The sequence below is a fragment of the Pantoea sp. X-Soil-YNGN-785 genome (genome assembly GCF_059730585.1).
This window is the reverse complement of the sequence record NZ_AP035942.1, coordinates 1,901,931-1,921,704: the sequence shown is the minus strand read 5'-3', so window position 1 is coordinate 1,921,704 and position 19,774 is coordinate 1,901,931. Positions and strand designations below refer to the sequence as shown.

The window sequence follows — 19,774 nt, the reverse complement described above, 5'->3', positions numbered from 1 at the left end:
TATTTTTCCGCCCGCCGGTGAAAAAAACACTGGATTTAGCCCCTTTTCTGCCGTTTGATTTGTCATTGCCCCGCGTAAAATCAACCTAATCGTCGATAACACGCGATTTTCTGCCTCAGACAACGACCGATAAGGGCCCAACAGGTGGCAAAAACTTTTCTGCGCAGCGGTAATTTAGATGCAGTTCTGGCGTTAGGTGAAAATGGCCAGCCGGTCTACGCCTCAGCACTGCAAATTCGTGAAACCCTGCGCCTGCGCCGTCAGGGCGCACTGGCAGATTGCCTGGCCATTCCTCAGGCCAATGAACGGGGCGATCGCCTCGACTGGTATGCCCCTTTCAGCGGCCGGGTAAAATCCTGGCTGGGCGCCAGCGATCATGAACGTCGGGCGGCGCTGCAGCAGCTCACCGCCTGCCAGCAGGATATGCAGGATCTCAGTACGCGCGCGCGCGCGGCAGAGAACCCGTCGATGCGGCTGTTTGGTGCGCTGCTGAGCAAAACCCTGCAATTTCCCGACCAGCAGTATGTTTATCTGGTTGATGGCAAACCGGTCATTACCTTCTGGGGTTTTGTCGATGCCCAGGCACGCAGCCGCGACGATGCGCTGGCCTGCCTGCGTGACACGCTGGAGGAGAATCTGCCGGTGGCGCTGGCTGAACCACTGCCAGAGCTGCCTGCCGCACCTGTTGCCGCCGAGCCGGTCATCGTCGCTGAGCCTGAACCTGCACCTGAACCTGAAGAGGAGCCGCTGCCGGTCGCGGCAGCCGCTGAACCTGAGCCGGTTGCACCCGTGGCGGCTCGCCGCCGTTTCCGCGTCTGGTATCTGTTACCGCCGGTGGCGATTGCTGCCGCCGTAACGGTGGCCGTGCTGCTGCATCGTCCTGAGCCTGTCGCCACGCCAGTGGCATCAACGAAGCCAGCAGCAGCCCCTGCGACTGTTTCCGCTCCCGCCGCGGTTTCCACCCCAACACCGGCGGCGGCCACACCTGTTGCTACACCGTCAGCGACGACACCGACGGAGACAGCCACAGCCGAGAAACAACCGGAGTCGCAGCCGCAAAAACCAGCCAGCGCTGGCACGACCGAAGCCTCACCTGCCGCTTCATCTGCTACCCTTGCCAGTGTGGTGACCCCGCCGGTTCCGGCTAAACCTGATGATTTGATTGTCACGCCGGACGCCGTGCGCGAAGGCCAGGTGCAGGTGATTGATGGCCGCTGGCGTGTCACTATCGACCAGATGCCGACGCCAACCGGTAAACCGCCGGTGATGCGCTTCCAGTTTAAAAATGGTAAAGGCAGCGTGCAGGTCGCGCAGGGTAATACCAGCTGTAAAGCGGATGTCAGCGCCGCCATGACCAGCGCCGGTAACCTGGTGATTGAGAGCCGCTACACGGCGAAGTGCCAGAACAATTCGCGCTACCGTATGCCACTGCTGGTCTGCCATGCGAGTATGGGCGCCGCCGTGTGTGAAGCACAGTATGCTGAAGACCGGGTCTTCCCGATGACGATTAAGCGTGAGAGTAAATAACGATGCTGGCTCCCCTGATCGATGACAAACAAAAAATTTCGCTGATTGAAAACAGCGGTGTGCAGTTTCTGGATTTTGGCCTGCAACTCTCAGCTACCCAGGCGCGCCGTCAGTTTGTGCGCCAGACCGCTAACGGCCCGCTGCTGCGCCTGAACGTCGATGGCAACAGCGGTAAATTCATGCTCTACCCGGAAGATGGGGGTGCAGCTGAAGTGGTGCGCCCGGAGTCCGATATCGCCCTGGCGGACTCGCTCACTCTGCTGGCTGCCTGCTGGCTGCCGCTGCCGATGCTGCGCTGCGCCAGCGGCCGTCGTTTTATCGGCGGCCCGGAAAACTGGGCGCGGATGCGTCTGGTTGCCCTGCCCGCGCCTGATGCGGCAGGCAATACCCATCGCGTCACCCTGGCCTTTGATACCCGCTGTGTCGCGGAACAGGATGGCGGCGAACAACTCGGCCTTAGCGCTGCCGATGCGCAGAACGGCGTGACCTTTGCGCTGGCCTGGCACAACTACGAGCTGGGTGATTTTCTTGACCTGACCTGGGTTGACGGCTGGCTGCGTGAATCCTTTACCGACCGCGTTTCCGATCGCCGCGAACAGGCGATTAATCAGGCTCTGCGCGAATTTGAATATCAGGCGCACTACCTCAATCTGCTTGAGCTGCTGGGCGAGCAGCTCGACCTCAGCGAGATCCACATCCAGGCCGCCACGCTGCAGACTCCGGCGGTCAACGTCGATATCATTCTGGATGTCGGCAACTCCCATACCTGCGGCATTCTGGTGGAAGATCATCCGGAAGAGAGCAACGGCCTGAAGCAGACCTATGAGCTGCAGTTGCGCGATCTCTCACAGCCGCATCAGGTTTACAACGAGCTGTTTGACAGCCGTCTGGAGTTTGCTGAGACGCGTTTCGGCAAAGCGAACTTCTCGCTGGAGAGCGGGCGTGAGCAGGCCTTTATGTGGCCTTCCCTGACGCGCGTCGGACGCGAAGCGAGCCGTCTGGCCCTGCAGCGTGTGGGTCTGGAAGGCAGCACCGGCCTCTCCAGCCCGCGCCGTTATCTGTGGGATGAAGCCCGTTATCAGCCAGGCTGGCGTTTTAACACGCCAGGCGATCAGGCTGAACCCCTGGCCTATGCCGCCCCCTTTACCACCCTGCTGAACGACGAAGGCCAGCCGCTCTCTTCGCTGGCACCCGACGATCGCCTGCCGGTCTTTTCACCGCATTACAGCCGCAGTTCGCTGATGACCTTTATGCTGTGTGAGCTGCTGGCGCAGGCGCTGATGCAGATGAACAGTGCAGCACAGCGTCAGCGTATGCCGCAGAGCCACGCGCCGCGTCAGTTGCGCCATGTGATCCTGACGCTGCCGTCAGCGATGCCGAAGCCGGAGCGCGAAATTTTCCGCCGCCGGATGCAGGAAGCGCTGGCGCTGGTCTGGAAAGCCGAAGGCTGGCTGGCGGACGACGATGATCTGTCGCCTTCGCTGCCGCGTCAGAACCCGAAACCGCTGCCGGATGTGCAGATGGAGTGGGATGAAGCGACCTGTGGTCAGATGGTCTGGCTGTTCAATGAAACCCAGGTCAACTTTGCCGGTCGCGCCGAAGATTTTTTCAGCAGCATGGCCCGTCCCGATCGTCCGCGCGAGGCCGACGAACTGCCAGGCAAAAGCCTGAGGATCGCCTCGATTGATATCGGCGGCGGCACCACCGACCTCGCCATCACGCAGTATCGTCTGGATGATGGTCAGGGCAACAACGTCAAAATCACGCCACGGCTGCTGTTCCGTGAAGGCTTTAAAGTGGCGGGCGACGACATTCTGCTGGATGTGATTCAGCTGTGGATTTTACCGGCGCTGCAGCAGCATCTGCAGAGAGCAGGCCTGACCCTGGCGGAACCGCTGATGAACAAGCTGTTTGGTCACGACAGTCGTATGGACGGTCAGGCGACGCTGCGTCAGCAGGTCACCTTACAGCTGTTTATTCCGCTGGCGCAGGCGGTGCTTGAGCGTTACGAGAACTGGGATCCGCTGGAGAGCCATGCGGAGATCAACGCGCTGTTTGGCGAACTGGTCGATCAGCCACCGGGCGAGGCGGTGCTGGCATTTGTTAACGGCGAAATTCAGCGCGAACTGGGCGGTAACAGCCGCTTTGACCTGCTGCAGGTGCCGCTGGTGGTGAGCCTGTCGCAGCTGCACGGCGAATTTATGCAGCACCGCATGGCGATTATTCCGGCGCTGCGCTCGATGTGTGAAGTGGTATCGCTCTATCAGTGCGACGTGCTGCTGCTGACCGGTCGTCCGTCGCGCTTCCCTGGCATTCAGGCGCTGGTGCGCCATCTGCAGCCGCTGCCGGGCAGCCGTATTCTGTCGCTGGAGGGCTACCACACCAGCGACTGGTATCCGTTTAACAAACATGGCCGCATCGATAACCCGAAATCCACTGCGGCGGTCGGCGCAATGCTCTGCCTGCTGGCGCTGGACCTGCGGCTCAGCAGCTTCTGGTTCCGTGCCGGGGATTTTGAACCCTATTCGACCATTCGCTACCTTGGCATGCTCGATGAAAACCAGGCGCTGACGGACGAGAACCTCTGCTACAGCGAAATTGACCTCGACGATCCCGGCTATGCGCTGGATAAAAAAAGCAGTTTCCGTATTCGCGGCAACGTCTGTCTCGGTTTCCGTCAGCTGGATAACGAACGCTGGCCCGCCTCGCCGCTCTACAGCCTGACGCTGAACGACGCCACGCTGGCGCGCAAAGTAGCCGGTGAAAGCGTGCTGCGCATCCGTCTGGCCGTCAAAGCCGGTCCCGACGCCGCCGGCCCGGAAAGTCTGGTGCTGAGCGATGCGCGCCTGGACGATGGCACCCGCGTGCCGCTGGAGCAGTTAAGTCTGAAGCTGAATACCCTGTCGGCGACCGGCAATGCCAATGCGCAATACTGGATTGACAGCGGGAGCGTATGTAAACGATGAAAGCGTTAAAACCCCGTCAGCCACAAACGCTGGCAAAACGTCTCAGCCTGTTGCAGGACGCACTGAATAACAGCCTGAACTGGATTGAGACCACCCGTGAGCAGTCGCCGCGTCTGGCGCTGGAGGCAGAAACCCTGACGCTGCAACTGCGCCAGGCGCGCGTGCAGACTCAGGCGCTGGCACAGCAGGTGGCGCGTCCGGTCACGCTGGCGCTGTTTGGTCAGTCCCAGGCGGGTAAAGCCTGGCTGCTGAACGAAATGGTGGCCGATGCCCAGGGCCAGTTAGTGACCCGGATGGGCGATAAACAGCTGAGCTGGTTCCAGCATATCAATCCCGGCAACCTCGATTTTGCGACCGCCACCCGCTTCAGCCATCAGCGCGAACCGCTGTCAGGCGAATGGCCGGTTGAACTGACGCTGCTGAGCGAAGCGGAACTGGTGCGGCTGATGGTCGCCTGTGCCAGAGCGTCCACGCCCGACACCGCACAGATCGACAGCACACTGCAGCGCCTGCAGCGTCATCGCCTCACCACGCCGCTGGCCGGTCTGGAAGGCGACGCGCTGGTGACCCTCTGGTCCTGGAGCCGCCGCCGCCCGCATCACGATGCGCGGCTGGATCGCCATTTCTGGCCACAGGCCGTTGAGCTGGCGCCCTGGCTCAGCGTTGACGATCGGGTGCAGCTCTTTTCATTGCTGTGGCCTGCTCAGCCTGCCCTGAATGAAATGCTGCGTACCCTGCTGCACCTGCGTCATCAGCTGCGTAACAGCAGCCGGGTACTTGCCCCGCTGAGCCTGCTGACCGACGCCTCACTGCTGCCCGCCGAGCAGCTGATTGTGCCTGGCAGTGAACAGGATCAGCAGCAGTCAGTGGAAGTCTGCCCGATGAACGGTAATCGCATTGGCAAGGCGCAGAACGTGCCGCTGGGATTACTGGCGCTGCTGACGCTGGAGGTGCTGGTCCCGCTGAGTTCCACACCGCGAACCGCGCTTTATGATGATGCCGATATGCTGGAGCTGCCGGCGCCGGGTCAGTCCAGTGATGCGGCAACGCAGGAAGATCGCCAGCGCCTGCAGCAGCAGGATCCGCTGCGTGCTCAGCTGCTGGAACAGAAACGCGCCCTGCTGCCTGGCTTTTACGCCGCGCGGCAGGCGATTGATCTGCTGCTGGTCTGCACCGCAGCCAGCCACCGTCAGGATGCCGATCTTGCCAGCGAAACGCTGCGCGAATGGCAGCGTCACCAGCCTGCCCAGGAATCCGCAGAGAAACCGCGTCTGATCTGGGCGATTACTCCGTTCGATGCCCGTCATCAGCAGGTCAACGTAGATGAGGCGGTTCAGCGTCAGATGGGACAGCCCGGCCAGCACTGGGGATCGATGCTGGCGCTGGATCGCGCAGGCGTCGACCGCATGGCGAGCTGGTTGCTGGAGGAGATGCAGCCGGAAGCCCGCCGCGACATGTTGCTGGCTCAGCTGGCACAGATTCAGCACACCGTGGTGGAGCGGCGTCTGCTGCCCTGGACCGAAGCGGGTGCCAGCCCGGAGCAGGCGGCACGCAAACAGAATATCGCCGACACGCTGCTGAAGTGTTTACAGCATCGCACCGGCCTGCATGGTGAGCTGCTGGAGCGCCTGCAGCCGCCGCGTGAAGCGCTGCGCCAGCTCTGGCTCAATCAGTCAGCCCTGCCAGGCAGCAAGCCGGCCACGATACAGGCACCGGAAAATCAGTTTGGTATCGGCTTTGAATTTGACCTGTTCAGCGAGAGTCCGGCGGAAGCGCCGGTTCAGCCGCGTCAGAGTCTGCAGAGCACCCAGCAGTATCCGCGTCAGGTGCTGCTGCTGTGGCTGGATCATCTGCGTCAGCTGCCGGAAAACCGCAGCCTGCTGGCGTTGCTGAATGTGGACAAGGCGACGATGGAGTGGCTGGTTGAAGAGTTAATTACAGCCGGTTTCCGCACCGATATCGCACAGAAACTGCAGCAGGCGCTGCATGAGCCGGATACCCAGAGCGTCAGCCATGAATCCCGCGCCGATCGTCAGGTGACGCGGGCGATGACGGTGCTGGGGGATTTTGTGGCCTGGCTCGGCTTTTTACAGCGGCCTGAATCGGAACGCCCTGCCAGCCGGGTTAACCGGGGTCAGGCGATTTTCTCCCGTCCGCCGGCACCCAGCGTCAGCTTCAGTGCCGGTCAGCGCCTGACCAAACTCTCTGCTGCGCCGGCCAACCACACCGCCTACTATATCTACGACTGGCTGGTGGGGCTGAATCAGGTGATCATTGAAAACAATGGTTACACCGGCGGCGGCGACCTGCCGCTGGCGGCCCGCGAAGCGCTGATTGCGCTCCTTAAGCCCCTGCGCACTTAATCGATAATCAGGCGCAGTTCGCCCTCCAGCGACTGCGCCGCCTCTTCCAGCAGCGCCAGCACCGGCGCTAAATCGGCCTGATGCGCAGCATAGTGCTGCAGCCACATCGTGGCAGGCAGCGCCATTCCGCCCGTCAGCCAGTCCCACAACGCATCCAGATTATGTCCGAAGCTCTGCGGGCAGCCGCTCTGCTCAGCAAACTGCTGATAAAAGGCCGCGCGCGTGGTGAGCTGACGCAGGTCAAAGGTCAGGTTAAGCATGATCAGGGCACCTGTCTGAAGCTGCGGTAGTGATCGGTGGAGAGAAATACCAGCCCGTCAGAGGAGTAAACCAGGCGATCGGCGTCGCGGTGACCGCAGCGATAATTCACATCCGCTTCATACCACTGACGGCCTGCACGCGCGGGCAGTCGCTTTTCACGGTTGGTAAAGCGATCGCCGCCGATAGCTCTGCCCGGCAGCACCTCGCACAGATTGCCTGTAGCCGGATTCCAGCCACGCTTACGCGCATCACTTTTAGTGAGGTAGTAGTCCGGCAATTGCTGATGCTGCAGCACCCAGCGCGCCACGGTATGGGCGTCAGTCAGGGTGGCGATATCCGCCTGCGCAGGGGCTGAAACAGTATTCAGATACGGTTTAAGGCCGTAGAAACAGGCCGCGAGGACAAGAAAAAGTCCAATCCAGAGTTTTTTTGACATGATGGCATCCGTGACGACAGGATGCAGATGATACCAGTTTTGCGCCCGGAGAAAAGCGCGGGCCAGACAAGCTGGCCCTGGCGAGGTTATGCGGCGTGCGATTCCCCGCTGTGACGACGCCATGCACCCGGCGCGACACCATACTGACGTTTGAAGCTGCGGTTAAAAGATTGCTGAGAGTCGAAACCTAACGAGATCGCCACATTGAGAATCGGTTCATCGGTGCTGGTCAGACGATCGGCTGATTTCTTCAGTTTCTTAACCCGGATGTATTCACCCAGTGGGTAGCCGGTATGTTCTTTGAACATACGCTGCAGGTGCCATTTAGAGTAACCGGCGCGTTCTGAAACCGTATCCAGGTCCAGACGTGCTTCAATGTTGTTATCAATCCAGTCGATTAAATCATGAATAAAGGCGTCACTCATCATTCCAGTCTCTCCCGTCGCTGTAGCGAAAAGTATTAGTATCAGTTGCAGTTACACTTAAGGGTGGCTGACTATGCCATTTAATGCAAGTTTTATTAGTACATTAAATGCCGCACTGTTTGTAGGGTTTTAACGCAACTGGTCAGGCTTTCAACGCTCTGTCCAAAACCGCACATAAAGTGTATCTGTTATTCTTGCAGTTGCCCGCGACGCAAGCCTACACTCCCTGCGATTAATTGCAATATTAAAAGTTGCAAATATTGGCCTGCAGGTCGTCTTTTATATCTATCGCGGAATAACAACAATGATTACGAACCGGGTTCGTCAGGGTTTAACCCTCTTAGGGATGGTACTGCTCATCACGCAACTGAGCAGCTGCGATAAAGGTGTGGCGCAAAACGCCCCGCCGCCACCGCCTGAGGTAAGTGCCGCGCCGGTGCTGATCAAGCCGGTCAGCCAGTGGGACAATTTCAATGGCCGGGTGGAAGCGGTGCAGAGCGTTCAGCTGCGGCCGCGCGTCTCGGGCTATATCGACGCCGTTAACTATCGCGAAGGCGATGAGGTCAGAAAAGGTCAGGTGCTGTTTACCATTGATGACCGGAGCTACCGCGCGGCGCTGGAGCAGGCCAAAGCGGAACTGGCACGGGCGCGCAGTCAGGCCAGTCTGGCCCGCAGCGAATCGGGCCGCAGCGAGAAACTGATTGGCACCCAGGCGATTTCCCGCGAGGCGTGGGAACAGCGTCGCTCTGCTGCCAGCCAGGCGCAGGCCGATGTGCTGGCCGCTGAAGCCGCGGTCGACATGGCTCAGCTGAACCTCGACTTCACCCGCGTCACTGCGCCGATCGATGGCCGCGCCAGCCGGGCGATGATCACCGCCGGTAACCTGGTGACCGCTGGTGACAGCGCCAGTGTGCTGACCACGCTGGTGTCGCAGCAGCAGATGTATGTCTACTTCGATGTCGATGAAAACACCTTCCTCAACTATCAGGCGATGACGCGTCAGGGCCAGCAGCGCCATGCCCTGCCCGCTGAGATTGGCCTGGTCGGCGAACAGGGTTTTCCGCATCAGGGCAGGATCGACTTCATGGATAACCAGCTGACCGCCAGTACCGGCACCATTCGTATGCGCGCCCTGCTCGACAATCAGCAGCGTCAGTTCACGCCGGGTCTGTTTGCCCGTGTGCGTCTGCCCGGTAGCGCGCAGTTCGAAGCGGTGCTGATTGACGATAAAGCGGTCCTGACCGATCAGGATCGCAAGTATGTCTACGTGGTGGACGGTGAAGGTAAAGCGCAGCGGCGCGATATCCAGCCAGGCGCGATGGTGGATGGCCTGCGTATCGTTAAATCGGGTCTGCAAGCCGGTGACAAGGTCATCATTGCCGGTCTGCAAAAAGTATTTATGCCCGGCATGCCGGTCACTGCTCAGCAGGTCGCCATGCGTGCGGCAGCCGCTCAATAATTCGAGGCCGCTATGGACTTTTCCCGCTTTTTTATCGACCGGCCTATTTTTGCTGCGGTGCTGTCGATTCTGATATTCGTCACCGGCATGATTGCCATTCCGCTGCTGCCGATCAGTGAATATCCCGACGTTGTGCCACCCAGCGTGCAGGTGCGCGCCGAGTACCCTGGCGCTAACCCGAAAGTGATTGCGGATTCCGTGGCGACGCCGCTGGAAGAGGCGATTAACGGCGTCGAAAACATGATGTACATGAAGTCAGTGGCCGGTTCGGACGGCGTGCTGGTGACGACCGTGACTTTCCGTCCGGGCACCGATCCCGATCAGGCACAGGTGCAGGTGCAGAACCGCGTGGCACAGGCGGAAGCGCGTCTGCCGGAAGATGTGCGTCGGCTGGGTGTTACCACCCAGAAGATGTCGCCGACGCTGACGCTGGTCGTGCACATGTTCTCACCGAACAATACCTACGATTCGCTCTATCTGCGTAACTACGCCACGCTCAAGGTGAAAGATGAGCTGGCGCGCCTGCCGGGTGTCGGTCAGATCCAGATTTTTGGCGCAGGTGAATATGCGATGCGCGTCTGGCTTGATCCCAATAAAGTCGCGGCGCGCGGCCTGACGGCCTCTGACGTGGTGACGGCGATGCAGGAGCAGAACGTGCAGGTCTCTGCCGGTCAGCTGGGCGCGGAGCCGCTGAAAAAGCAGAGCGACTTCCTGCTGTCGATCAACACTCAGGGCCGACTGGAGAGCGAGCAGCAGTTTGGCGATATCATCCTGAAAACCTCTGAAGATGGTTCGCTGGTGCGGCTGCGCGATGTGGCGCGGATTGAGATGGGATCAGGCAGCTATGCCCTGCGCTCCCAGCTGAATAACAAAGATGCGGTCGGTATCGGCATCTTCCAGGCGCCGGGCGCTAACGCCATCGACCTCTCCAATGCGGTTCGCGCCAAAATGGATGAGCTGGCAACCCGCTTCCCTAACGATGTGAAATGGGCTGCGCCTTACGATCCGACCGTGTTTGTCCGCGACTCCATTAAAGCGGTGGTGCAGACCCTGCTGGAGGCGGTGATTCTGGTGGTGCTGGTGGTGATTCTGTTCCTGCAGACCTGGCGCGCCTCGATTATTCCGCTGCTGGCGGTGCCGGTTTCGGTGGTGGGTACGTTTAGCGTGCTCTATCTGCTTGGCTTCTCGCTTAACACGCTGAGCCTGTTCGGGCTGGTGCTGGCGATCGGTATTGTGGTGGATGACGCCATTGTGGTGGTGGAGAACGTCGAACGTAATATCGAGATGGGACTGTCGCCGCGCGCCGCCGCGCATCAGGCGATGCGTGAGGTCTCCGGGCCGATCATCGCCATCGCGCTGGTGCTGTGCGCCGTGTTTGTGCCGATGGCGTTTCTCTCTGGCGTGACCGGGCAGTTCTATAAGCAGTTCGCCACCACGATCGCGATCTCCACGGTGATCTCGGCCATTAACTCGCTGACGCTCTCGCCTGCGCTGGCGGCGATGCTGCTGAAAGGACATGATGCGCCGAAAGATCGGCTGACGCGGATCATTGATGCGCTGTTCGGCTGGCTGTTCCGTCCGTTTAACCGCTTCTTCCAGCGCAGTGCGCACGGCTATGAGTCGCTGGTCGGCCGCACGCTGCGTCGCCGTGGCGCGGTATTTGGCGTCTATATCCTGCTGCTGGCCGGTGCCGGCTTTATGTTCCACACCGTGCCGGGTGGCTTTATCCCGACCCAGGATAAGCTCTATCTGATTGGCGGCGTGAAGATGCCGGAAGGCTCCTCACTGGCACGCACCGATGAAGTGATTCGTAAGATGAGCGAAATCGGTATGCAGACCGATGGCGTCGCCTATGCGGTGGCCTTCCCCGGCCTGAATGCGCTGCAGTTCACCAACACCCCGAACAGCGGAACGGTGTTCTTCGGCCTGAAGCCGTTTAATGAGCGCAAGCACACAGCAGCGGAGATTAACGCAGAGATCAATGCGAAAATCGCGCAGATCCAGCAGGGCTTTGGCTTCTCAATTATGCCGCCGCCGATTCTGGGGCTGGGTCAGGGTTCGGGCTATTCGCTCTATGTGCAGGATCGTGCCGGTCTGGGTTATGGCGCATTGCAGACGGCGATTAATACGCTCTCGGGCAGTATCATGCAGACGCCCGGCATGCACTTCCCTATCTCCTCCTATCAGGCCAACGTTCCACAGCTTGATGTGCAGGTTGACCGGGATAAAGCCAAAGCTCAGGGTGTGTCACTGACCGCACTGTTCAGCACGCTGCAGACCTATCTCGGCTCGTCGTACGTGAATGACTTTAACCGCTTTGGGCGCACCTGGCGCGTCATGGCGCAGGCGGATGGGGAGTTCCGCGACAGCGTCGAGGATATTGCGAACCTGCGTACCCGCAACGACCGCGGTGAGATGGTGCCGATTGGCAGCATGGTGAACATCACCACCACCTACGGCCCCGATCCGGTGATCCGCTATAACGGTTATCCGGCGGCGGATTTGATTGGCGATGCCGACCCGCGCGTGCTCTCTTCGGCGCAGGCGATGAGTCAGCTGGAAGCGATGTCCGGTCAGCTGTTGCCTAACGGTATGAACATCGAGTGGACCGACCTGAGTTATCAGCAGTCAACCCAGGGCAATACCGCGCTGATTGTCTTCCCGATGGCCGTCCTGCTGGCGTTCCTGGTGCTGGCGGCGCTGTATGAGAGCTGGACGCTGCCGCTGGCGGTGATCCTGATTGTGCCGATGACGATGCTCTCTGCGCTGTTTGGCGTCTGGCTGACTGGCGGAGACAACAACGTCTTCGTGCAGGTCGGACTGGTGGTGCTGATGGGCCTCGCCTGTAAGAACGCGATTCTTATCGTGGAGTTTGCGCGCGAGCTGGAGATTCAGGGCAAAGGGATTATCGAAGCGGCGCTGGAAGCGTGTCGCCTGCGTCTGCGTCCGATTGTGATGACCTCAATCGCCTTTATCGCCGGTACCATCCCGTTGATTCTGGGTGAAGGTGCGGGTGCAGAAGTGCGCGGCGTGACCGGTATTACCGTCTTCTCCGGCATGCTTGGCGTAACGCTGTTCGGCCTGTTCCTGACGCCAGTGTTCTATGTCGCCCTGCGCAAGCTGGTGACGCGCCGGTCAGATAACGCGGAATCAGTGACGGCGTAAACTGTAAACGTTAACAGGGGCGATCGGGTGATCGCCCCTTTTTTTGTCTGAGATTGGCAGCATGTTAATTAACGCTGCTTTAATTTTTCATTCAGCGTTTCAACGATAAACGCTTTCAGGGACGTTTCATTTTGCGCAGCAGCCTGCGAGAGCCGCACGCCCAGCGATTCAGGATAGCGCAGCGTAAAGGTCTTGATTCTTTCTTGCTCCGCATAGAGATGAATGCCGGAGGCAGCGCAATCTTCCAGGTATTCGCGCAGCGAAATCTCCCCTTCTTTGTGCAGGCCCTGCACGCTGTCAGAGACAAAATCACAGTAGCCTGACAGGCCAGTAAAGCGTCCACGGAACAGGTTGATTTCGGGAACGTAAGTGATGACTGCGGGTTACCCGTCGACGTTAGCCAGATCAGAATAATTATCCATCTTAAACTCCTGCATTATTCTTGCGGGCAGATAATCAGGTGCGAATCTCAATTTGGGCTTTTCGTCCCAGTTGCGCCAGCGCCATCTCCACTTTTTCAACTTTCGATGAGTGCTCAACATCCAGCAGTCGATCAACCTGTGGGCCATTCACGCCCAGCTGGCGTGCCAGATCGACTTTACGAGTGCCGGTTTCAATCATTGCGTTATAAAGTGCCGCTTTCATCGCCACCAGCACAGGTACGGAGACAATGTATTCACCTTCCAGCGGTTTACTGGCGACCGGAATCGGACGACGGGTATCCATCTCAAGAGAGATAGCCGTCACCAGTCCATCTTTGGCTTCTGACAGTGCTTCCTCAACGGTGGCGCCGACGGAATGCAGTAACGGCAAATCACGACACGAGACCTCATAGGTATCGGTTTTGGCGTCATGGGTTAAGCTGACGGCATAATTAAACATAGGGTTACCTCTCTGATCGGGCTCACAAGCCCAGATCTTTTAAAATTTTTCTGCGCGTACATTCAGGCATTTCTTTCGCTCCATGATCCGGAAAAATGGATTGCCTGTCGCCCAGGAAGACCTTGAAATGGCTGCTTCCACTGCGGTGCTTAGTCAAAATAGCGCCCTGCTGAATGAGCCAGCGTCTGAATTCACTGTACTTCATCGCGTTCCCTCGCTGTGTATAACAGCAAGAATAACATTGGTGGTACTTAAGGCAACAATAATGTTGGGCTCCTGAGTGAGTTTTCAAACAATTTATTACGTTTATCGCGATGACCGAACTCAGAAAGATGGGTATTGATTCATGGCAGATTTGAGGCAGGACGATACTGATCAGCAGGTATAAAAAAAGCCGCAATCAGCGGCTCTTTTTGCAGAGTTCTTCACTCTCTTCGGGTTCAGGTTCCGGTACGGCGGTGCAGTTGCTGGTGTCGCGTTTCTTCAGCTCGTTCAGCGCGTCGGCCACAGTGCGTTTTGCGAGTACATCCAGCGATGCCTGCTCGGCTTCGTCGGCTATCGACTTGAAGTACCAGCAGAGGTTGGCACTGACCAGACAGCGCGGCGCGACATCGGGACGCGCGGCCCAGATCTTTTTGTCTTCAATGACGGAGACATAGATATCCCGCAGGGTAATGTCTGCAGCAGGACGGCCGAGATGAATCGAACCGGTACGGCCCAGCGTGGAGACGATAATGCCGTCACGGGTCAGCGGGACCATTAATTTTCGGATGAAACTGGGATTCGCTTCCAGCCCATAGGCCAGAATCGCGCTGGTAGAGCGTTTACCCATTTGCTCCGCCATCGCTACGCTCAGAACCATTTGCAAAGCTGTCGGGAAGCGGTAATCAAGCATTTCTTTATCCTGAGTTGCGGTGCATCTTATTGTTTTATTGCCGCATAAGTGAACAATCAATGAGCAATAAATATAACAAACACTGTTGCTTTTTTGAAGCAAACCGGCAATGACAAGGCACGTATTCACCAAAGGCGGAGGCCTGATAGCACAAGGTGCTTACCCTGCTCCTCATCCTTATCCTGCCGGACACAGTGAGCAGTTCGGTCATGCGATGGTGACCGACGCCGCCGGTAATCGCTGCTTCAGCGCCATAACCAGCAACACGTTAAAGACTGCTAAAGCGCAAAGCAACCACAGCGTCGCCGATGCCCCCATCTTTTCAAACACATATCCACCAATCAGCGGTGTCAGCGCCTGTCCCATTAGCGCCGGGCGGGCCATTTTCCCCACCACAATCGCGTAAGACTCTGGTTTGACCATCGCCAGCGGTAAAGTTCCACGCACGATGGCGCGTAAGCCATTTCCTGCGCCATACAGCACCATGCTTAGCAGCGCCATCTGCGGAAAGAGAGCCAGCAGCAGCAGGCCCAGCGCCACTAGCCCGACTGAAAAAAAGGTAGTACGGATCGGATGACTGCGTTTGAAAACAATATCGACGATGCGCGAGCCTACCTGACATGGGCCGAGCACCGCGCTGATCGCCAGCGCCGACGTCAGCGTATGGCCACTCGCCTGCAACAGGGCGATAAGCTGCACGGAAATCGCCGTCATAATCACCGACGCGAGGGTAAAAATGGCGCACAGCAGCCAGAACAGCGCAGGTTCAATCTCCGGCGTCGCAGAGTGTTTAACCGCCCTTTTCGCAGGCGGTTTAGCATGAGTTGCCGGTAAGGCAAACAGATAGGCAGGAAGCACGCAGACCACCATCATTGCCGCAATAATCAGTGACGCATCCCGCCAGCCAAATCCATGAATCAGCAACGCCGTTCCCGGCCAGACCAGCGTGGTGCAGAAGCCTGAAATCAGCGTAATACCGGTGATCGCCGAACGCGCCTGACTGCCATAACAGGTGCCGAGTGTGGCAAACAGGGCATCGTAGAGGCCCATCGCCATCCCTATGCCGATGATCACCCAGGCAAACAGAAACAGCGGCAACGAGTCGCTGACCGCCATCATCACCAGCCCTACTGCCATCACCAGACCGCTCAACGCCAGCAGCAGACGACCGCCAGTACGGGCGATAATCCTGCCGGCCAGCGGTGACAGCAGGCCTGACACCAGTATCCCCGTCGAGAGCGCGCCGTAGATCCACTGCTGCGACCAGCCTGTCTCAGCTGCAATCGGGTTCGCCATCACCGCCATCAGGTAGAACGACCCTCCCCATGAGAGGATCTGCACCAGGCCCAGGGTGAAAATGGCGGCGATACCGGGTTTATTGTTCTGACTCACAGGCGATCTCTTCATTAGCAGGCGAATCGTTTTTATAACATGTTCTGCCAGAAGCCAGAATGTGTGACGCTCTTTTCACTGGATAGCCAGGCAGGCCGCACGTTTTTAATGGTATAATAAAGGTATGTTGTAACTATAAAGCACTTGCCTCCCTGACAGGCATCTGCCACATTGTGGACGTTGTAACTATGGAGGCACAACATGACGCGCTACGACTTAGTGGCTGATATGCATCAGTGTGTAAACGACCTGGAACTGGCGCTGGGCGAGCTGCGCCAGCAGATTGAGGCGCAGCCTTTACTTATCGCCCGCGTCTTCAGCCTGCCGCCGGTGGTGAAAGGCCGCGAACATGAAGCGATTACTCAGATCGCCGTCGAGCAGCATCTGGGCGACAGCGCGTTAAAAATGGCGCTGGACCATTACTGCCGCCTGTTTATGCAGCATCAGTCTGAACAGCTGAGTACCAAGGCTGCCGTGCGCCTGCCTGGGGCACTCTGTATCGAATGTGATGAACAGCGCGAAGCGGAGATCGGTTCGCTGGTCGACCTCATTAATCAGCTTAAGGCGCGGCTTGAGCAGCTGATTACGGTGGACTCGGGCCTGCCGAGCGAAGCGCGTTTCGAGTTCGTCCACCAGCATCTGCGCGGCCTGATTACGCTGAATGCCTACCGCACGATCACCCTGCTCAGCGCCCCTGACAGCCTGCGTTTCGGCTGGGCCAATAAGCACATTATCAAGAACCTTAAGCGCGAAGAGGTGATCGCCCAGCTGGAAAAAAGCCTGAAGGCGGGACGCGCGCAGGCACCGTGGTCACGTGAACAGTGGGCGGAAAAAGTGCAGGAGGAGCTGGCAAGCGTGCGCGCCCTGCCCGCCTCGGCCCGGCTGAAAATCAAGCGTCCGGTGAAAGTCCAGCCGGTCGCACGCGTCTGGCGCGCGGACGAAAAAAAACAGACCCAGCTGGCCTGCCCGTCACCGATACTGGTGATCTGCCGCGATCGCAGTCAGGTTCCGGTACTGGGCGAGCTGCTTAATTATGACGCGGATAACATTACGCACCGGCATAAACCCGCCGCTGAACCACTGAATCTGCTGATACCCCGACTGCATCTGTGGGTCGATTGCCCGATATAAAAAAAGGCCAGCATCCGCTGGCCTCTTGCTCATCGCTGAGCTTACGACTTCATGCTGCCGACCATCTCTTCCGGACGGACCCAGGCATCAAACTCCTCTTCAGTGAGATAACCCAGCTTCAGCGCCGAGCCCTTCAGCGTCAGCCCCTCTTTATGCGCCTTCTTGGCAATTTCAGCCGCTTTGTCATAACCGATGTGAGTGTTCAGCGCCGTCACCAGCATCAGCGATTCGTTCAGCAGTTGATCGATGCGCTCACGCACCGGCTCAATGCCGACGGCGCAATGATGATTAAAGCTGTCCATGCCATCCGCCAGCAGGCGAATTGATTGCAGGAAGTTATGGATCACCATCGGACGGAAGACGTTCAGCTCAAAGTTACCCGATGCGCCGCCCATGTTGATCGCCACGTCGTTACCCATCACCTGACAGCAGAGCATGGTCATCGCTTCGCACTGCGTTGGGTTAACTTTACCCGGCATAATGGAGCTGCCAGGTTCGTTTTCAGGAATGGCGATTTCGCCAATGCCGCAGCGCGGGCCGGAAGAGAGCCAGCGCACGTCGTTGGCGATTTTCATCAGTGAAGCAGCCAGCCCTTTCAGCGCGCCATGCGCATGCACCAGCGCATCACAGGTTGCCAGTGCCTCAAACTTGTTTGGTGCGGTGACAAATGGCTGCTGCGTCAGATCGGCCAGCGCCTTCGCCACGCGCACCGCATATTCCGGATGGGTATTCAGACCGGTGCCCACCGCGGTTCCGCCCAGCGCCAGCTCCGCCACGTGCGGAATGCTCTGTTCGATATGCTTGAGGTTGTGCTCCAGCATTGCCACCCAGCCGGAAATCTCCTGGCCCAGCGTCAGCGGCGTCGCATCCTGCAGATGGGTACGGCCAATCTTAACGATGTCTTTAAACGCATCAGACTTCTGGCTGAGCGTCTTTTTCAGTACCTGAATCTGAGGGATTAACTGTTCGCGCAGTGCGATAACGGCGGCAACATGCATCGCCGTCGGGAAGACGTCGTTGGAGCTCTGGCTCTTGTTCACATCGTCGTTGGGATGGACCAGGCGCGACATTCCTCGCTCACCGCCAAGAATTTCACTCGCGCGGTTTGCCAGCACCTCATTCATGTTCATATTGGTCTGGGTACCGGAGCCGGTCTGCCAGATCGCCAGCGGGAACTCGTCCGCATGTTTATCCGCCAGCACTTCATCCGCCGCGCTGACGATCGCATCTGCGCGGTCAGCGGGCAGCAGTCCAAGATCGCGGTTAACGCTGGCCGCGGCGCGTTTGGTCAGTGCCAGCGCATGCACCAGCGCGGTCGGCATTTTTTCGGTTGAGATACGGAAGTGTTCCAGCGAGCGCTGCGTCTGCGCGCCCCAGAGTTTGTCTGCCGGTACATCGATGGGGCCCATTGAATCTTTCTCAATGCGGTTGCCTGCCATGAATACGTCTCCTTCACCTTGTTTTTAAAAGAATGACCGCCAGGTCGTTGCAATCAACTGTCGGACAGTCAGGATAGTAATACACAATAATTTAACATTATCAGAGCTTAGCGTCCTTTTGCGCTGGATATGTATTTTTACCGGTAGTTTCTGCTTTAATAGCCGCAATAATTTCCCGTGATAAAGGGTTAAACAATGCAAAAAATGAACAATTCGCTGCAAAATTACGCATGGGGCAGCAAAACGGCGTTGACTGAGCTTTATGGGATTGCCAATCCCGAGGACCTGCCGATGGCAGAGCTGTGGATGGGCGCACATCCGAAAAGTCCCTCAACCGTGATGGATCAGGGCAGCGAGCGTTCGTTACGTGACGTGATTGATGCGGCGCCCGACGCGATGCTGGGTGACGCGGTAGCACAGCGCTTTGGTGAACTGCCGTTCCTGTTCAAAGTGCTGTGTGCCGATCAGCCGCTGTCGATTCAGGTCCATCCCAGCAAACGTGCGGCCGAAGTGGGCTTTGCCCGTGAGAATGCGGCGGGGATTCCGCTGACAGCCGCCGAGCGCAACTATAAAGATGCAAACCACAAGCCGGAGCTGGTCTATGCGCTGACGCCGTTCCAGGCAATGAATGGCTTTCGCACGCTGACGCAGATGGTCTCCCTGCTGGAGCCGGTTGCAGGTGCACATCCTCAGATTGCCCATTTTTTGCAACATCCGGAGCAGGAGACGCTTGCTGCGCTGTTCTCTACCCTGCTGTCACTGGAGGGTGAAGCGAAATCGCTGGCGCTGGGCGTACTGAAATCCGCGCTTGATGCGCAGCAGGGCGAGCCATGGGAAACCATTCGCATGATTGCGGCTGAATATCCTGACGACAGCGGCCTGTTTTCACCGCTGCTGCTGAATGTGATCACCCTGCAGCCCGGCGAGGCGATGTTCCTCTACGCGGAAACCCCGCACGCGTATCTGAAAGGCGTGGCGCTGGAGGTGATGGCCAACTCTGATAACGTATTGCGGGCCGGTTTAACCCCGAAATATATCGATATCGACGAGCTGATGGCCAACCTGAAGTTTGATGAAAAACCTGCCAGCTCGCTGCTGACGGAGCCAGAGCAACAGGGCAACGCGCAGCGCTTCCCGATTCCGGTGGAAGATTTTTCCTTTGCCATCCATAGCCTGAACGCAGAACCGCAATCGCTGGCGCAACAGAGCGCCGCCCTGCTGTTCTGCATCGAAGGCCAGGCGGTTATCGCCAAAGACGTTCAGCAACTGACGCTGAAACCGGGTGAATCCTGCTTCATTGCCGCCAGCGAATCGCCGGTAACGGTCGCCGGTACGGGCCGGCTGGCGCGGGTATTTAACGACTTAGGGTAGAGCGGCTGACGGAATCTCTGTTAACTGCTATTATTTCAACCTATTAGCTTTTAAACGCCTGC

At 58.4% G+C, this 19,774-nt stretch carries 16 protein-coding genes; 7 read left to right on the top strand and 9 right to left on the bottom strand.

Going from position 1 to position 19,774, the window contains the following annotated elements; translation table 11 throughout:
* Positions 1–144 precede the first annotated feature (144 nt).
* The 3 genes from AC6I8E_RS08930 to AC6I8E_RS08920 are packed head-to-tail and all read left to right on the top strand — an operon-like array spanning position 145 to position 6,856.
* Positions 145–1,527: an SrfA family protein gene (locus AC6I8E_RS08930; protein ID WP_497824673.1), complete on the top strand. Its 1,383-nt coding sequence runs from the start codon at positions 145–147 to the stop codon at positions 1,525–1,527.
* A gap of 2 nt (positions 1,528–1,529) precedes the next feature.
* Positions 1,530–4,493: a virulence factor SrfB gene (locus AC6I8E_RS08925; protein ID WP_033783031.1), complete on the top strand. Its 2,964-nt coding sequence runs from the start codon at positions 1,530–1,532 to the stop codon at positions 4,491–4,493.
* Positions 4,490–6,856, top strand: a complete 2,367-nt coding sequence (locus AC6I8E_RS08920; RefSeq protein WP_497824672.1) for a virulence factor SrfC family protein — start codon at positions 4,490–4,492, stop codon at positions 6,854–6,856. The genes AC6I8E_RS08925 and AC6I8E_RS08920 overlap by 4 nt, the downstream gene beginning before the upstream one ends.
* Here the strand turns inward: AC6I8E_RS08920 and AC6I8E_RS08915 are convergent.
* The 3 genes from AC6I8E_RS08915 to AC6I8E_RS08905 form a co-directional block, all read right to left on the bottom strand.
* Positions 6,853–7,116, bottom strand: coding sequence for a barstar family protein (locus AC6I8E_RS08915; protein WP_013357798.1), 264 nt, complete (start codon positions 7,114–7,116; stop codon positions 6,853–6,855). The genes AC6I8E_RS08920 and AC6I8E_RS08915 overlap by 4 nt on opposite strands.
* Before the next feature lie 2 nt (positions 7,117–7,118).
* Complete coding sequence (locus tag AC6I8E_RS08910; protein ID WP_033732609.1) at positions 7,119–7,553, bottom strand: ribonuclease domain-containing protein; 435 nt, start codon at positions 7,551–7,553, stop codon at positions 7,119–7,121.
* Positions 7,554–7,639: 86 nt separating this feature from the next.
* Positions 7,640–7,981 (bottom strand): helix-turn-helix domain-containing protein, encoded by a 342-nt coding sequence (locus AC6I8E_RS08905; protein WP_013357796.1) that lies wholly within the window; start codon positions 7,979–7,981, stop codon positions 7,640–7,642.
* Between the two features lie 301 nt (positions 7,982–8,282).
* Between AC6I8E_RS08905 and AC6I8E_RS08900 the strand changes: the two genes are divergently transcribed.
* Both AC6I8E_RS08900 and oqxB read left to right on the top strand, forming a co-directional pair.
* Positions 8,283–9,437: an efflux RND transporter periplasmic adaptor subunit gene (locus AC6I8E_RS08900; protein WP_147789257.1), complete on the top strand. Its 1,155-nt coding sequence runs from the start codon at positions 8,283–8,285 to the stop codon at positions 9,435–9,437.
* Positions 9,438–9,449: 12 nt separating this feature from the next.
* Positions 9,450–12,602, top strand: a complete 3,153-nt coding sequence (gene oqxB, locus AC6I8E_RS08895) for a multidrug efflux RND transporter permease subunit OqxB (protein WP_013357794.1) — start codon at positions 9,450–9,452, stop codon at positions 12,600–12,602.
* Positions 12,603–12,670: 68 nt separating this feature from the next.
* Here the strand turns inward: oqxB and AC6I8E_RS08890 are convergent, their stop codons facing one another.
* The 5 genes from AC6I8E_RS08890 to AC6I8E_RS08870 form a co-directional block, all read right to left on the bottom strand.
* Complete coding sequence (locus AC6I8E_RS08890; protein ID WP_095707239.1) at positions 12,671–12,976, bottom strand: type II toxin-antitoxin system HicB family antitoxin; 306 nt, start codon at positions 12,974–12,976, stop codon at positions 12,671–12,673.
* A gap of 82 nt (positions 12,977–13,058) precedes the next feature.
* Positions 13,059–13,484, bottom strand: a complete 426-nt coding sequence (locus tag AC6I8E_RS08885; RefSeq protein WP_033783026.1) for a type II toxin-antitoxin system HicB family antitoxin — start codon at positions 13,482–13,484, stop codon at positions 13,059–13,061.
* A gap of 22 nt (positions 13,485–13,506) precedes the next feature.
* Entirely contained in the window at positions 13,507–13,689 is a 183-nt protein-coding gene (locus tag AC6I8E_RS08880) for a type II toxin-antitoxin system HicA family toxin (RefSeq protein WP_370421255.1), read from the bottom strand.
* Positions 13,690–13,884: 195 nt separating this feature from the next.
* Complete coding sequence (locus tag AC6I8E_RS08875) at positions 13,885–14,379, bottom strand: RrF2 family transcriptional regulator (RefSeq protein ID WP_013357792.1); 495 nt, start codon at positions 14,377–14,379, stop codon at positions 13,885–13,887.
* A 207-nt stretch (positions 14,380–14,586) separates the two neighbouring features.
* Entirely contained in the window at positions 14,587–15,786 is a 1,200-nt protein-coding gene (locus AC6I8E_RS08870; protein ID WP_187266218.1) for an MFS transporter, read from the bottom strand.
* Between the two features lie 186 nt (positions 15,787–15,972).
* Between AC6I8E_RS08870 and tus the strand changes: the two genes are divergently transcribed.
* Complete coding sequence (gene tus / locus AC6I8E_RS08865) at positions 15,973–16,902, top strand: DNA replication terminus site-binding protein (RefSeq protein WP_147789263.1); 930 nt, start codon at positions 15,973–15,975, stop codon at positions 16,900–16,902.
* 41 nt (positions 16,903–16,943) lie between these two features.
* Here tus and fumC read toward each other — a convergent pair whose 3' ends face one another.
* The gene (fumC, locus tag AC6I8E_RS08860) at positions 16,944–18,341 is read right to left on the bottom strand and encodes a class II fumarate hydratase (protein ID WP_033783020.1); all 1,398 of its coding nucleotides are present in this window, start codon (positions 18,339–18,341) and stop codon (positions 16,944–16,946) included.
* A 195-nt stretch (positions 18,342–18,536) separates the two neighbouring features.
* On the opposite strand from fumC, the gene manA reads away from it, so the two are divergent.
* The gene (gene manA, locus AC6I8E_RS08855) at positions 18,537–19,712 is read left to right on the top strand and encodes a mannose-6-phosphate isomerase (RefSeq protein WP_147789264.1); all 1,176 of its coding nucleotides are present in this window, start codon (positions 18,537–18,539) and stop codon (positions 19,710–19,712) included.
* The last annotated feature ends 62 nt before the right edge of the window (positions 19,713–19,774 follow it).